Source organism: Desulfobaccales bacterium (genome assembly GCA_041648175.1).
Lineage (GTDB): Bacteria > Desulfobacterota > Desulfobaccia > Desulfobaccales > 0-14-0-80-60-11 > 0-14-0-80-60-11.
On record JBAZPO010000015.1, the window covers coordinates 1 to 14,171 of the forward strand.

Here is a 14,171-nt window from a genome sequence, read left to right on the forward strand (position 1 = left end):
GGGTTCACTTTGAAATGACTTGAAAGGAAATAATCACCCCCCTTTGGAAAAGGGGGGCAGGGGGGATTTATATAACGCCTTGAAATCCCCCTAAATCCAATGCTGTTCACTTAAACATTTGTAGGGGCGGGGTCTCCCCGCCCCTGGCTTAATGTGCCACGGGTTGGGCGGGGAAACCCCGCCCCTACAGCCGATCAGAAATCGCCAATGCTTAAGTGAACAGCATTGGCTCTAAATCCCCCTTTGCCAAAGGGGGACTTTAACTCCCTTTGAAAAAGGGGGCAGGGGGGATTTTCATCCCTGAGGGAGTTGCTGCATGGGTTACTTTTTGAGCTTGGCAGCCAGGTCCTGCAAAGATTTTTCCAGGCCGTCCCAGGCCTTTCCGGCCTGGTCCTTGAGGCTGTCCCACTTCTCCAGACCCGTGTCCTTGAGTTGTTGCAACCGCTGCCGTTGCTCTTCCTGACCGGTAGTGGCCGCGTCGATACGCCGTTCCAGTTCTGCCTTGACTTCGCCTTTGGCCGTCCCCAGCCGCTCTTTTAACTTGCTGATCCTCTTACTCATTTCGTCCAGACGGGATTCCATGGACCGCACTTCTTCTTGCTTTTTCTCCATGCTCCTCACCTCCCAACAAGAATTCAATATCCTGGAAGCCTCATCGGCCATTAACTCATGATGCTTTAAATCCATGCGGCTCGAAAAGGTTCGATGGATAATTCTCATCCGAAAAAGGCTTTAAACTCTCCCACCTTTTCCAAAGGGGGGTTGGGGGGGAATTATAACTGCGCGAAAATCCACCTAAATCCAATGGTGTTCACTTAAGCACTTGTAGGGGCGGGGTCCCCCCGCCCTGGTTTCAAAGGGGCCACGGGCTGGGCGGGGAAACCCCGCCCCTACATCCGAATTAAAATCGCCGATGCTTAAATGAACTGCATTGCTCCTAGATCATCCCGTTTTCCAAAGGGGGACTTTGAAGGCCGGTTGTATTTAAACGTTTTCAGATGAGAACTAACTAAACGGTCTTCAGACTCCCGGTCCAGGTTTCGAACACGGGAACAGGATTTCCCCGCTCCCCTTCCCGGTAGAAGATGACGTAAGTCATGTTCTTCCAGGGGATAAAGGAGTTGTCCTGGGTGGATTTGAAATAGCGCCCTCGCCAGGTGCCGGTGTTGAGATAGACCTGGTCCAGGGGATAAGGAGTACCCGGGATGCTGCGGACCGCCGAGACCAGGGGGTCGTGGGTATGCCCATAAACCACATAGCGGATGTTGGAATCGAGGTGTACATACTCCTGGGGCGCGGCCTCCAGGAGGTCGTCCTTGACGAAGTAATCCGTGGCCTGCATGGCCAAATCCCATAACTTTTCGGTGCGGTAGAGTTTGAAATTCCGCAAGAGAAAGAGAAAGGCCTGGATCTTGTCGGCGTCGTCCCGCCACGAGGTCCATTTGTCGTGACGGTCATACCAGCCCTTCACAAAATCCAGATTATCAAAGTAGTCAATAACCTCCTGGACCGTGTCTTCAACAATCTCTTTCAGGCGCCGGTCCTGGCGCACCTGATAGAGGAGCCACTCAATGGTGGCGGACAGCGGCCGGACATTCTCAATTTCCTAAAAATTTCTCTTGATGCGTGCCTTTTCCTGAGAAGTGAGCCAGGAGACGGCTGCCAAACGCCGGGCCAGGACATAGGGCAGCCGGGCCACCAGTTCGGTGGTGATGGGGTCGCCGATGGGGACCCGCTGATAATCATCCCAGGTATAGGCGATCCCCCCTTCGTAGTTATACTTGTCATATTCATGTCCATGGCGGGCAAAAACGCCGTAAGCCAGGTCCTCATAGGTATTGGGAAAAAAATTCTTAGGATCATGCCAGACCGGCGGGATGCCCAGGCAGTCGCAGACTTTCTGCCTGAGGCTGCTGTACCGGTTGACCAGGCGGTCATGATTGCCGGGCAGGTAGAACAGCCGGACGTCGGCATCAAGGTTACAGCGGTTCGGTAAGTCGGCCAGGCCCTGCCGGAATCGCTGAAAAGTCCGCCATTTTTGCTGCTTGTCATCCTCCTGGTTTTCATTGTGGTTCACAATGGCATCAAAGAGCGTTTGGGCGTGGACCTCGATGGCAGGCTCGTTGGCGCCCCAAGGTCTCTCGTCCACCGGATAATCGAACCAGTTTTCGGTACGTAAGAGATCAAAGATGTCCCCAAGCAAGACGAGCGTGATTTCCTTTATGTCATTGCTGGGCTTGTTGGCAATGGCTGCCAGGTCATCGAAAAAATACTCTAAGGCCCGATAGGGGATATTATGCTCCCCGGCGGAGCCATCCACAAAATGCAGATCGCTGATGAATACGAGCATCCGGCTTTCCTCCCGTCTGACATTTTTGTGTATATTTTATATAAGTTATATCAGCATTAGCAAAATTGCCAAGAATATCAATGCAAGTTTTCTAGAGTGAGGGGGACAAGAACTTTTTACAAAAACCTCTGAGCTCCTTGCAAAATTGCCGGACATTATTTAGTCGCAGACTTTAGCCTAAACGAACACAGGCTGGAAAGCCTGTGCTACCAGGTTAGTCAACTTAACTGCGGGTCAGGTCGGTGAAATCTTCCTGCCGGGTCAATCGGCCAATTTCATCCAGGAGTTGGCGCAGTTCCGGGGCATCCCGAAATTTGATTTCCAGGCGAAAATCCGGGCCTTCAAACGCGGCGGGAGGATACAGGCGAACGCGGGGGGTCCCCTTCCACCCCAGATTTCCCAGGGTGGTCTCGAAGGCCTCCCGGGCCGCGCTCAGACGGGGATAAAACCAGCGGTACAACTGCTGCCGCACGGTCTCGGTTTTCTCCTGGGGGGAACGCTCCGGGTCGGCCAGAGGCAGACGCAGTTCAGTTCGGGCCAGGATAGCCGCGGCTGAAACGCCTTCCCGCCGGGCCAGGAGCGCCACCTGTTCCAGAAATTCTTCCTGCTTACTCTGGCTAAACCGTAGCCCCGAAAGAAACGGCCAGGCCGCAGCCCGGTCCTCGGGGTCCCATTCCGAAAGCTGCGCCGCGGCAGTGAGGGCCAAACGGCCTTGAGCCGCCAAGCGCGGCCAGGGCGGTTTAAGAGTAGCCGCCTTCAGGAGACGCGATAAGAACGCCAAGGAGGGGGGCAGGCCCATATACGGCAGGTACGTGCCGGCGAGCGTTTCTTGGTCGCAATGTGCAAGCAGCCGGGCGGCCAGAGCGGCCTGCTCCCAGAGGTTGAACCCCCGGGTAAAAGCATTATCCATCAGGTAAACCTGCAGGCAGTAAAAATCGGGAGCGTCCCCGGGCAGCAGGCGGGCGGTAATCTCCTGCCAGCCCAAATCTGCGGCGGCCATAACGCGCCTGGTCCCGGTAACCACCTGCCAACGCCCGCCTTTGGCGTGCGGCTTCAGCCAGGGAGGGTTCAGCAGTCCCACTTCTTTAAGGGAATTCCTCAGACGGTCCAGATCGGCTGCCGCCACCAATTCCAGGGCAGCTTCATCCATATCGATCTGCACCAGGGGAACTTCTTGCAACCGGATAGTATTAGTCAAATTTCTCCCTTAATACGTAAAGTTTGTGGTCCCAGGGGCCTGAAATATATGTATACTGTCACGGGGCCTTCGGTCAATATTATGACCGCCCCAGCGGGCTTTTCGTGTCCGGGAGAAATTTGAAAAAGAGCAAGAGGAGAAAGACATGACCGAGCACTACCATGTGGTGGCTATCAACGGCTCCCCGCACGAAGGCTTCGGCAACACCTCTCAGATGCTGGCTATGCTGGGGCAGCACCTGTCCCAGGCCGGGGTGGAACTGGAAGAGATTTTTCTGAGTAAACACCAGATAGGCTTTTGCACCGGGTGCGCCACCTGCCTGGAAACGGGGGCCTGCTGGGTCAGGGATGACTATAACTCGGTAGTCCGTTCGGTCCTGGAGGCCGACGCCGTGATCCTGGCCTCGCCGGTCTATTTTTTCAATGTCACCGCCCAAATGAAGACTTTTCTGGACCGGTCCCTGGGCTATGGCCACCGGCCCCGGGGCGACTGGAAACCGGGGTTGGCGTTGAGCGTCTCTGCGGGCCATGGCGAAACCTGGGTAGCCGATTACCTGGGCCAGGTTATGCGGGCCTTTGGCGCCTTTCCTGTGGGGAAGTTGACCGCCATCGCTGTGGGCCCGGGGGAATTTTTGGGCCGGGAGGCAGTGGAGGCCCGGGCTGCCGACCTGGCCAGGGATTTGGTTCAGGCCGTCAAGGAGAAACGGCGTTATCCGCCTACGGACCAGGATTTGGCTTTCTGGCAATTTATGAGCAACCTGGTCAAAGAAAACCGGGATCTTATGGCGGCAGACTACGAGCACTGGCAAGAACAGGGGCTCTTTAAAAGCTTCGAGACCTACGTGGGACAGACCCGGTCCCGCCAAACCCCGGATATGACGGCACCCCCGCCGAAAGCCAAAATGCGGCAGAAGACCGCCCCGGCGGCGGCTCCCCCTCCCAAGGCGGAGTCCCCCGCGGCGGGTTCCGGCACCCTTTTGGAACTCATGACACAGATGCCCGGAGCCTTGAACCCGGCCGCCGCAGCAGGTCTCACGGCCATATATCAGTTTGAGGTGAATGGAGCCGAAAACTTCACCGCCCACCTGGTGATTGCCGACGGGCAAGCCACTTTTCATGAAGGACCGGCGGACAAACCCAGTCTTATCATTAAGACCCCGGCGGAAGTGTGGCTGGCCATCTCCAAGGGGGAACTGGACGGCACCCAGGCCTTCCTCGGCGGTCAATTTCGGATTAAGGGTGACCTGGGCCTATTGATTAAGTTGAAAACCCTGTTTATAGCCTAAACCAAGACAGGCTGGAGGAAAGCTCGGGGCAGTGATCATGCAAAAGAACCCGCCTTTGGCAGAAGGGGTCCATCGCACCCAGGTGCGAGTGCGTTTCGGAGACACGGACCCCTACGGCATCGTCTATTTTGTCAGCTATTTCCGCTACTGCCACCGGGCCATCGAAGAATTCCTGCGGGCTGCGGGTCTCCCCCCTGAAGAGACTTTTAAAAATGTCCGGGAGGGCTTCGGCCTGCCCATCGTGGAGGCCTGGGGCCGCTTCCGTCGTCCCAGCCAATACGGCGCCCTGCTGCACATCGAAACCCGTATCCAGGAGGTGCGCGCCAAGGCCATCCTGTTTCGCTTTGAGTTCTACCCGGAAACCGGCCGGGAACTGCTGGCCGAGGGCACGGCCACCCTGGTGGCCATCGGCGCCGACTGGCGGGTGCGAGAGCTGCCGGAGAGGATTAAGGCGGCTTTGTCACAAGGAACATGAAACTTGGTTAAATAGAAAGAGTTGAGATGTTCAACAGTTATGACCTTTGTATGAGGTCAGTTATTTCCGGCAATCCCTGCTCAAGTTAACGCGCCTCCCTCACCATCAGCCTCCGCATCAGGCTTTCTGTCAGCCCCCCTGATTTGTGGCGTACGTCAATTCTAACCATACTTTATTTTTAGCTCAATAATACCTGAACATTTAGGGAGCAATATGGCATTTCTTTCATGTTTATAGCAAATAATTTTGTTTTACGGCGGACCTGGGATTTGTATCAATTAGCCTCTCAGATAGACTATAAACTTCTGGTCAAGGCTCAGGCTTCCTCGGACAGATAATGCTTTAAAGAGGATTTTACCGATGAATAACGCCTTGAGATTGTTATTTAACCATGATGATAGTTATTTGGATTTTCATGATTATTTTCTTTTAAAAGATAAGATCATAAGTTTAATTGATAATGATCAGCTAACGATCCATTTTCAGCCGATTTATTCTAGTAACGATGGCACCGTCTATGCGTATGAAGCTTTGACTCGGATTAATAATAATAAATTTTTTAAAAGCATCCCTGATTTGTTTAAAAGTGCGATTCAGTGTAATTTCATTTCGCATCTTGATGTGATTTGCCGGGCAAACGCTTTGAAACATTCAGCGTTACAGGGATTAAAACAAACCAACGCATATATTTGTATTAATATTTGTCCTGAAACCTTGATGAATCCGGATCACCTGGTTGGGCTAACCGACGAACTGGCGGAAGAACATGGCATTTCCAAGAACAAGATAATTCTTGAGATAACAGAAGAAAGCGCCATTAATGATATGGAATTATTTAAGACCACGATAAAACGATATCGCAACCGGGGCTATAAGATCGCTATAGATGACTTTGGAGCCGGCTATGGCGGCTTAAAGATGCTCTCTCTTATCGAACCGGAACTAGTAAAAATTGATTGTCACTTTATTGCAAATATAGACCAGGTCCCGATTAAATATAATCTCGTGGATGCCATCGCCACTGCCTGCCATCGGATGGGCATCAAAATTGTGGCCGAGGGGATCGAAAGGGAAGAAGAATTAACCATAATTTTAGATATGGGCATCGAGTTGCTGCAAGGATTTTATCTCGGCCGGCCTAGCCCCCAGTTAAAGACCAGTCCGGTCAGCCTGCCGCTGCGACTGGCCACGGGGACGAATGATCCCTCATTGAATCTCGAACAAAACTTTATGGGAGAGATTGCCCAAAGAATAGAGCCGATTCTCCCTTCGGAATCGGTCATCAGGGCATTCCATCGGTTTACTTCTCAACCCGAGTTAAGAGGGTTACCCGTGGTGGAAGATGACCGGGTAAGAGGCATGCTGCATCGCCAAAGGTTCCTGGAGAATCAAATGCTGGGCCGGTATGGCTATGGCTTTGCTCTCAATGACCGCAAGAAAGTTGAGCACCTGATGGAACGGAAATTCCTCATGGTCGAAGCCAACGCCACCATTCAGAATGTGGCTCAAATGATCCAGATACGCAAAAACAATTTCTTGTATGATGACATCTGCGTAACCAAAAATGGGAAATACGTCGGCACCGTATCGGTTTTGAGCATTCTTGATGCCTTAACCGAAAAAAGCATCCTCTTGGCCCGGGGCGCCAATCCACTCAGTGGACTGCCTGGAAACGAATTCATCCAGAGGGAAATTGAACAGCGTCTTTCTCAGAAAGTGCACTTTGACATCTGCTATCTGGACCTGGACAATTTCAAACCTTTTAATGATCATTACGGGTTTGAACGAGGCGATGTGGTTATCAAAGGCGTGGCTCAAATCCTCCGGGATTATGTCGAGACTGAAAAAGACGATTTCAATTTTGTGGGCCATATCGGGGGTGATGACTTCATCATGATCTTACGCCCCCAAATATCCGTATCAGTGTGTGAGACCATTATTCAAAACTTCGCAGCGCAACTGCATCTCTGGCACGGCACGAATGATCATCAGAAAGGGTTTTATGTTGCCAAGAATCGCCGGGGTAATGAAGAAAACTATAATCTCTTATCCATCTCCATCGGCATAGTCTGCACGGAAGATATCAATGCCAGATCTTATGGGCAGATTGCTTCTATTGCTACTGAGGTCAAAAAGGCGGCCAAATTGCAGGAAGGCTCCGCCATCATCAAGAACAAGCGGTTGGCGGTATGATTCGGTTAGAAAAGTAATGGCGGGGGGTTCCCGACCTTCACCTGCCTAAAGCTCGGCGCACGGTCCACGATTTTCCTACCGAAAACCGGCCGGGAACCGCTGGCCGAGGGCACGGCCACCCTGGTGGCCATCGGCGCTGACTGGCGGGTGCGAGAGCTGCCGGAGAGGATTAAGGCGGCTTTGTCTCAAGGAATTTTTTTTATATAATTATTTTGTAAACTTACCGCCTCTATCTTTTTACGCAGGCAATTGGGTTAGCCAACTGAAGGCGGGATGCGTTAGGCTTTCCCGCCTTACGGGCTCTAAGTCAGGGGAGCCACCCCTAATAATAGTAAAATTTATTATCCTGAGCATCATTAACTTTCAGCTAAAATTTAATCAATCATTTATTGATTAGTTTATCGAATTATGCTTAAATAGTAAGCACAGACAAAGCCAAAACCGCCGTGAGACGGCGACGGAAAGCCACGGGTCTTTTGGTTGGAGATAGCCGGGTTGCCTGGAAGGGGCAATTCGGCTTTTTGTTCTGAATTTAAGTACATAGTCCCATCAATGGCGAGCTAAACCAGGCGAGGAGGCAATCATGAGAAAGAAAATGGTAATTTTGGCCTTAACGATCGCGTTATGTGGAGCTTTCCCTCTGGCAGCATATTCCTTATCATCAGTGCCACAGGCAGTTGATTTCCACGCAGAGCTCTTTTCCGGTTCTATTTCTTTTGCCGGTGAGAATCACACGCTGGTTGGGGATCTTCCCAATGTAGGAATGATGGTTGATTATTGGGTGATGTTTGATCCCCATTTTTATGGCCAGCCCGTTCGTTTCTACGAAGTGTCGGAAGGCCTGGGTGCCGTCAATATCACTTTTGAGACAGGTCCTCGCATTGGCACCGTCCCTGGTGGTTTTAGCACAGACTATTTTTTCGATAGTGGTGGTTTTATCAAAATTGATTATGTGAGCCCCAGCGCCTATCCGGTGTTGAGCGGCTTTTTTGAGGATGCACGTGTCGATGGGGAGGGGCTTACTGCGCATATTCGTTGCGACTTCATAACTCATAATTATGTTGGTGGAGGGACAGGTTTGTTACAAATCGATTTCTCGGGAGCCGGTGTAGCTCCTGACCCATTTACAATTACAAATTTCCAAGAGCTCAGATTGTTCACCGCGCCCGTACCCGGTACGGTGGTACTCCTGGGTTCCGGCCTCCTGGGCCTCGTGGGGTTGAGGAGGTTCAGGAAAAGTTAACCGGCCATGCCCATCTTGCCATTATCAGCAATCTGAGATTGTTAAAATCATCCTTGCCTCGTTCCAAGCTCCCGTTTGGGAACAATGCTGACCGCAGGTGGTTTTTTCGCTTGTCCAATAAGCTATTTTTTCTTTACTACCAGGACCGGGCATTTGGCGTGGCCGATGACCCGTTCAGCCACGGATCCCATCAGGAGCCGCTTTAAGCCGGTGCGGCCGTGGCTGCCCACGACGATGAGGCTGGCTTCCTTGAAAATGGCGGCATTGACGATGGCTTCATCCGGCCGCCCCGTGAGAATCATGGTGTCCAGGGTGAGGCCCTGCTTTTGGGCGGCCTGCTCCAAGTTTTGGACCGCCTGGGTAGCCGCGGGTATATCCCGCTCGTCTGGGGCCACTGAAACGGCGATCAGGGCGCTGCCCATGGCTTGGGCCAGGGCGAGAGTTTCTTGCCAGGCGGCCTCGCTGAAGGGTGAGCCGTCACTGGCGATCAGGAGACGTTGAAAATTTAAGGTAACTCCTTGAGGCACCACCAGCACGTGGCAGGGACTGTGGCCGATGACCCGGGCGGTGGTGCTGCCCATGAGCAATCGGGTCAAGCCGGTATAGCCGTGACGGCCCATGATAATCAAATCAGGCTTTAGCTCTTGGGCTTCTTCCATGATGCCTTCATAAGCCGAGGAACCGGTGCGGGTCCGGGTCTCCAGGGTTACCCCCTGCTTGGCCGCCTCGGCTTTCTGCCGCTCCAAACGCTCTTGCACCGCGGTTTCCTGGGCCTGCATCAATTCCAGATTGACCACCGGGGGCATCAAGGCATCCGGCGATTGCAGTTCATAACCCGCCAGAAAATAGAGCACTTCCAACAGAAAGATTTTGCTTCCGGTGGTTTGAGCTAATTGGAGGACGGCGGCAATGGCCCCTTCGCTGTCAGGGGAGCCGTCAGTGCACACCAGGATTTTGGGAAACAGGGTTGCTGGGCTGGTTGTAGTCATAGATTTTCCTCCAATTAAAAAGTAAGTAAGCAGTGAGCAGTGAGCAGAAACTGAGCGAACTACTCTCAGCTTACGGCTTGGAAGAGTTCGTCAAGTGTAGGGCACCCCGCTCACGGGTGTTGAGCACAGGCTGGAAAGCCTGTGCTACCGGATTACTTCCTCCTTACTGCTCACCGCTTACCGCTCACTGCTTTACTACCAAGACAGGACAGGGAGATTGGCCGATAACCCGTTCGGTAACGCTCCCCATAAGGAGCCTTTTCAGACCGGTGCGGCCGTGGCTCCCCATGATGATCAGATCAACCTCATTTTTGATGGCTTGGTGGATGATGCCGGCATCCGGGGCGACTCCCTGGGGCGACACTCCCTTCAGCGGCATGCCGGCGCGGTTGGCGGCGGTGAGCAGCTTATGGACCAGGGCTTGGGCTTCAATGATATCCCCTTCTTCCGGGGCCACCGCGACGGCAATCAACTGGCTCGCCGCCTGTTTGGCCATGGCCAGGGCAAGGTCCCAGGTTACCTCGCTGTGAGGCGAGCCGTCGGACGCGACCAAGATCCGCTGAAACCCAATGGCGCCGCCTTTGGGCACCACCAGGACGTTCACCGGGCTGTGGCCGATGACCCGGGCGGTGACGCTGCCCATAAGGATGTCGGCCAGGCCGTGTTTGCCTCGCCGGCCCAGGATCACCAGGTCGGGGGCAATTTTTTCGACTTCCGCCACGATGGCGGCATAGGGCTGCTGGCCTTCAGGCAACAAAAGCTGGACGGGCACCCCCAGTTTGGCGGCCTCGGCCTCAATGACCTCCATGTTCCTTTTGGCCTCTTGTGCCAGAATGCTCCTGACGTCAGGCATCACCGCCTGAAATTCCGGCACAATTTCCAGGACCTGGACCACAAAGACCTGGCTGCCGCAGACCTTGGCCAAATCCAGAGTACCGGCCACGGCGTTATTCGCCCCGGCCGAGCCGTCGGTGCAGACCATCAGTTTATCCCATCGGGCGGGACAGATTAACGGCGGGAATATGTCCAGAATATTTTCCATATCGCGCTTTAACCGGATTGGTTGCTTGAACCCACCGGCTCATTGCCGGCGTCTCCGGTCTCCTCCTCTCCCGGTCTCTCATAGTGGCCGGCCAGAAAACGTTCCGCCAAGACCTGGCTGGTGTTGTCATCTTTCATGAGCATGTCCATCTGGCGCACGTAGGCCATGAGACGGCCGACGAGATTCAAACGGTCCTCCGTCTCAGATGCCGGATGTCGGCGGAAGCGGGCCCGGATAACATCGCCAAAGATTTCCATATTAAAGCCCAAACGTTCCAGGATCAAGGCGATGAGCCGGATACGCCGAATGCGCCGGACATCATCCGCGGCCCCGCCCTTGAAGGTGAAGTTGATATAGTTATCCGAGGGCGCGTCGCCTATGTAGCTGTCCACGCTTTGAAAATGATACCCCAGGCGGCAGGCGTAATTGACGTAGTTGGCCGCCACGATGGCGTAAGTCTTGTCCCAGAAATTCTGAGGGGGATTAATAGCCGATTGGCCCAGCACCTGCAAAAAGCCGCCCACATCCACCGGCACCGGCCCGGCCCAGGTGATGCCGGGATAGCTGATGCCTGCCCATAAGGCCCGCATGGGCCGGGAGATGATGTCTTCGGGCGGCACCGGGGTGTCGTGGCTGGCCAGACCATCGCCTAAGTCCACCAGGTGGAGGTTGAGAGGCAGCGAGGTTTTGAGCTTCAGAAGTTTCAGGGCGGGGACGCTGCCCTGGGCCACATCGTCCATGAGACCAAACATCACCTGGATGGCTTTCTCGTGGGCAAAACGGGTGATGTCGTTATAGGTGCGGCAGTGCTCCGGGCGAAACGTGGGACTGCGCCGGTCCACCAGGTTTAAGGGGATAATCAGCTCGGTCACGGCCTTAAGCCGCATAGGGTCCGGCGCGACGGAGGTGGAGGCTTCTTGCAAGCGTTGGTGGATGGCCTCTTTGACCCGGACCCGGGCCTCCTCCAAATCAGAGTATTTGCCCCCGGAGATCTTTTGGAGCGCCGCCACCATGCCGGCAAAATGCTGGTCCAGGACCCAGACCCTGGAGTTGAGAAAAGACAGGTCCGGGGCATTCGGGCTTGCCAGCATCTCCTCCAGGCCGCCGATAATACCCTGGATTTCGTTGTTGCTGGCCAAAACCTGCTGGAACCCGCTCCAGATCGCTTTTAGTTTGGGAGCAGTATTAGTTCTCTTCAAGAAGCGGTGGAAAAAATCGAGCAGGCCCATAGTCTTCCAATGTACCTTGACTTAATCCATAAGGGAAAATCAATTTCTATATTTTGATTGAAAATAAGTTTAAAGGGTGTTAAATAATAACCGCAATTGTGCAATTTTTCACTTATTAAATAATTATCGATAATTTTTAGCAAAATCAGGGCAATAAACCAAGTTTTTACAAACTGTAAAAATATTTGACAGCTAATTATTTCGCACAGAGGGGCAAAAGTTCCATGACAACTAGAATCCCACCTGTTTCCGGCTACTTAATTAACCGGTAATTTTGCCCCATGTTGGCACAAGCATTGCTAAACTGAAACCCCCAAAGTTTGAGCTGATAATGGACGAATAGCCAGGTGGCTGTCCTCTTAAATTGTGACATATCGGAGGGAGGTGAACAACGTTGAAATCCTTTTTGGTTATCATCTTTAATTTCTTGCTCTTGTCCGTTCCTAGCGCCCTGGTGTGGGCGGCAGCGGAGAAGGCCGAAGCCTTGGAGAAGAAAATCGATGTGGCGAAATTGACCGGCATCAATTACTTCTTCGCCAGCAAGTATAACGACAATATGTGGCTCTACGCCATCATCGTCACCGTGCTCATGGGCCTGATCGGCTTGATCATCGCCCTGGTAACCGACGTCATCCTGAAGATGATCGGCATGGAAGTCCACAAGATCGAGCACCACGAATAACACCCGGAGGGGAGGAACTGCGCAATGCTTGATATGTTTAATGTATATTTACCCATCGCCGAGATGCAATTCAATGCCCTCATCCTGGTGGCCATCGGCTTTTCGGTAGGGGTGCTGGGCGGCTTCTTCGGGGTGGGCGGCGCCTGGGTGGTGACCCCGGCGCTGAATATTTTCGGCTTTCCCATGGCTTACGCCATCGGCACCGACCTGGCCCACATCTTCGGCAAATCCATCGTGGCCACGGCCAAACACCGCAAGATGGGCAACGTGGACATGAAATTGGGGCTCATGTCCATCGTGGGCTCGGTCATCGGGGTGGAGATCGGGGCCCAGAACGTTATGTGGCTGACCAAGCTGGGCATCGCCGGCCCGGTGGTGCGTTATTTATATATGTTCCTGCTTTTCGGGCTGGGCATCTACATGCTTTATGATTACGCCACCAAGGACAAGCGGGCCGCGGCCCAGGCGGCCAAAGTGGCCGAAGCGGCCCGGGCGGGATTGGCGCCCCCGGTACGAAAGTCCTGGAACCTGCCGCCGATGATTCACTTCCCGGCCTCGGGCATCACCATCTCCTTTTGGACGGTGAGCGGGGTATTTCTCTTTACCGGCTGGCTCTCCGGCCTCCTGGGCGTAGGCGGCGGCTTCATCCGCATGCCGGCCTTGATTTATCTCATCGGCTGCCCCACTGCCATCGCGGTGGGCACCGACCTGTTCTCGGTGCTGTTCTCCGGGGCGTATGGCTGCTTCACGTACGGCATTAAGGGCCGGGTGGAAATCATCGCCGCGGTTCTGATGCTCTTCGGCGCTGCCATCGGGGCCCAGGTGGGCGTGACTGCGGTTAAGTACATCCGGGGCTACGGCATCCGGCTGCTCTTTGCCATTATGATCATCCTGGCCGGCTCCTCCGTGGCCCTGAAGCAATTCAATATGACTACTACCGCCGCCTGGGTGGTTATGTGCGCCGCCCTGGGTATGTGCGTGGTGATCATGGTCAAGCTGTGGAACGGCTTCCAGAAAGAAAAGGCTGAGAAGATGGCTATGAAAGGAGGGGCCTAATCATGAAAATCCTGGTTCCTGTAGATGGGTCAGCTTACTCCCTAAAGGCAGTGGAAACCGCCTGCGACCTGGCAAAATCTCAACCACCCTCTTCCCTGGTGTTGGTGGCGGTGGCAGTGGAAATTCCCGAACTGGGAGAAGGGAGATACATCTACGATAAAATGAAGGCTCAAGCTGAGGCGGCCCTGGAGCAAGCTGCGGAAGTCGCCCGGAAATGCGGCACCGTGGGCGAGGTGCTCCTGGCCACCGGAGCTTCCCCGGCGGATGAGATCGTCCAGGTGGCTAAAGTTCAAAAAGCCGACCTCATCGTTATCGGCAGCCGGGGGCTGGCGGGCAAGACCAGTTCCTTCGTTGGCAGCACCGCCTCCCAGGTGGTAACCTATTCACCCTGCTCGGTCCTGGTGGTCAAGGCCCAGGATTGATCTTCCT

At 54.0% G+C, this 14,171-nt stretch carries 14 protein-coding genes and 1 riboswitch; of the genes, 7 read left to right on the forward strand and 7 right to left on the reverse strand.

Features of this window, described 5'->3' with window-relative positions; genetic code table 11:
• Nucleotides 1–321: 321 nt before the first annotated feature.
• The 4 genes from WC600_13535 to WC600_13550 all read right to left on the reverse strand — a co-directional run bounded on the left by WC600_13535 (nucleotide 322) and on the right by WC600_13550 (nucleotide 3,548).
• The gene (locus tag WC600_13535; GenBank protein MFA4903752.1) at nucleotides 322–612 is read right to left on the reverse strand and encodes a hypothetical protein; all 291 of its coding nucleotides are present in this window, start codon (nucleotides 610–612) and stop codon (nucleotides 322–324) included.
• Between the two features lie 397 nt (nucleotides 613–1,009).
• A complete protein-coding gene (locus WC600_13540; protein MFA4903753.1) occupies nucleotides 1,010–1,552 on the reverse strand; it encodes a hypothetical protein in 543 nt (180 codons plus the stop codon).
• A gap of 54 nt (nucleotides 1,553–1,606) precedes the next feature.
• Nucleotides 1,607–2,350 carry a metallophosphoesterase gene (locus WC600_13545; GenBank protein ID MFA4903754.1) on the reverse strand — a complete coding sequence of 248 codons (744 nt, stop codon included), beginning with the start codon at nucleotides 2,348–2,350 and terminating at the stop codon, nucleotides 1,607–1,609.
• A 223-nt stretch (nucleotides 2,351–2,573) separates the two neighbouring features.
• The gene (locus WC600_13550; protein MFA4903755.1) at nucleotides 2,574–3,548 is read right to left on the reverse strand and encodes a ParB/RepB/Spo0J family partition protein; all 975 of its coding nucleotides are present in this window, start codon (nucleotides 3,546–3,548) and stop codon (nucleotides 2,574–2,576) included.
• Between the two features lie 145 nt (nucleotides 3,549–3,693).
• On the opposite strand from WC600_13550, the gene WC600_13555 reads away from it, so the two are divergent.
• The 4 genes from WC600_13555 to WC600_13570 all read left to right on the forward strand — a co-directional run bounded on the left by WC600_13555 (nucleotide 3,694) and on the right by WC600_13570 (nucleotide 8,744).
• On the forward strand, nucleotides 3,694–4,833 hold the full coding sequence (locus WC600_13555; GenBank protein ID MFA4903756.1) for an NAD(P)H-dependent oxidoreductase: 1,140 nt from the start codon (nucleotides 3,694–3,696) through the stop codon (nucleotides 4,831–4,833).
• Between the two features lie 37 nt (nucleotides 4,834–4,870).
• Complete coding sequence (locus tag WC600_13560) at nucleotides 4,871–5,308, forward strand: acyl-CoA thioesterase (GenBank protein ID MFA4903757.1); 438 nt, start codon at nucleotides 4,871–4,873, stop codon at nucleotides 5,306–5,308.
• A gap of 360 nt (nucleotides 5,309–5,668) precedes the next feature.
• Nucleotides 5,669–7,501, forward strand: coding sequence for a bifunctional diguanylate cyclase/phosphodiesterase (locus WC600_13565; protein ID MFA4903758.1), 1,833 nt, complete (start codon nucleotides 5,669–5,671; stop codon nucleotides 7,499–7,501).
• Nucleotides 7,502–7,925: 424 nt separating this feature from the next.
• A riboswitch (cyclic di-GMP riboswitch) is annotated at nucleotides 7,926–8,004 on the forward strand.
• A gap of 80 nt (nucleotides 8,005–8,084) precedes the next feature.
• Nucleotides 8,085–8,744, forward strand: coding sequence for a PEP-CTERM sorting domain-containing protein (locus WC600_13570; protein ID MFA4903759.1), 660 nt, complete (start codon nucleotides 8,085–8,087; stop codon nucleotides 8,742–8,744).
• A gap of 122 nt (nucleotides 8,745–8,866) precedes the next feature.
• Here the strand turns inward: WC600_13570 and WC600_13575 are convergent, their stop codons facing one another.
• The 3 genes from WC600_13575 to WC600_13585 all read right to left on the reverse strand — a co-directional run bounded on the left by WC600_13575 (nucleotide 8,867) and on the right by WC600_13585 (nucleotide 12,004).
• Nucleotides 8,867–9,733, reverse strand: a complete 867-nt coding sequence (locus tag WC600_13575; protein ID MFA4903760.1) for a universal stress protein — start codon at nucleotides 9,731–9,733, stop codon at nucleotides 8,867–8,869.
• Between the two features lie 184 nt (nucleotides 9,734–9,917).
• Nucleotides 9,918–10,775 carry a universal stress protein gene (locus tag WC600_13580; protein MFA4903761.1) on the reverse strand — a complete coding sequence of 286 codons (858 nt, stop codon included), beginning with the start codon at nucleotides 10,773–10,775 and terminating at the stop codon, nucleotides 9,918–9,920.
• Nucleotides 10,776–10,783: 8 nt separating this feature from the next.
• Complete coding sequence (locus WC600_13585) at nucleotides 10,784–12,004, reverse strand: hypothetical protein (GenBank protein ID MFA4903762.1); 1,221 nt, start codon at nucleotides 12,002–12,004, stop codon at nucleotides 10,784–10,786.
• Between the two features lie 394 nt (nucleotides 12,005–12,398).
• Between WC600_13585 and WC600_13590 the strand changes: the two genes are divergently transcribed.
• The 3 genes from WC600_13590 to WC600_13600 are packed head-to-tail and all read left to right on the forward strand — an operon-like array spanning nucleotide 12,399 to nucleotide 14,164.
• Nucleotides 12,399–12,686: a hypothetical protein gene (locus WC600_13590; GenBank protein ID MFA4903763.1), complete on the forward strand. Its 288-nt coding sequence runs from the start codon at nucleotides 12,399–12,401 to the stop codon at nucleotides 12,684–12,686.
• A gap of 24 nt (nucleotides 12,687–12,710) precedes the next feature.
• Nucleotides 12,711–13,742, forward strand: a complete 1,032-nt coding sequence (locus WC600_13595; protein ID MFA4903764.1) for a sulfite exporter TauE/SafE family protein — start codon at nucleotides 12,711–12,713, stop codon at nucleotides 13,740–13,742.
• A 2-nt stretch (nucleotides 13,743–13,744) separates the two neighbouring features.
• On the forward strand, nucleotides 13,745–14,164 hold the full coding sequence (locus WC600_13600) for a universal stress protein (GenBank protein MFA4903765.1): 420 nt from the start codon (nucleotides 13,745–13,747) through the stop codon (nucleotides 14,162–14,164).
• Nucleotides 14,165–14,171: the final 7 nt, after the last annotated feature.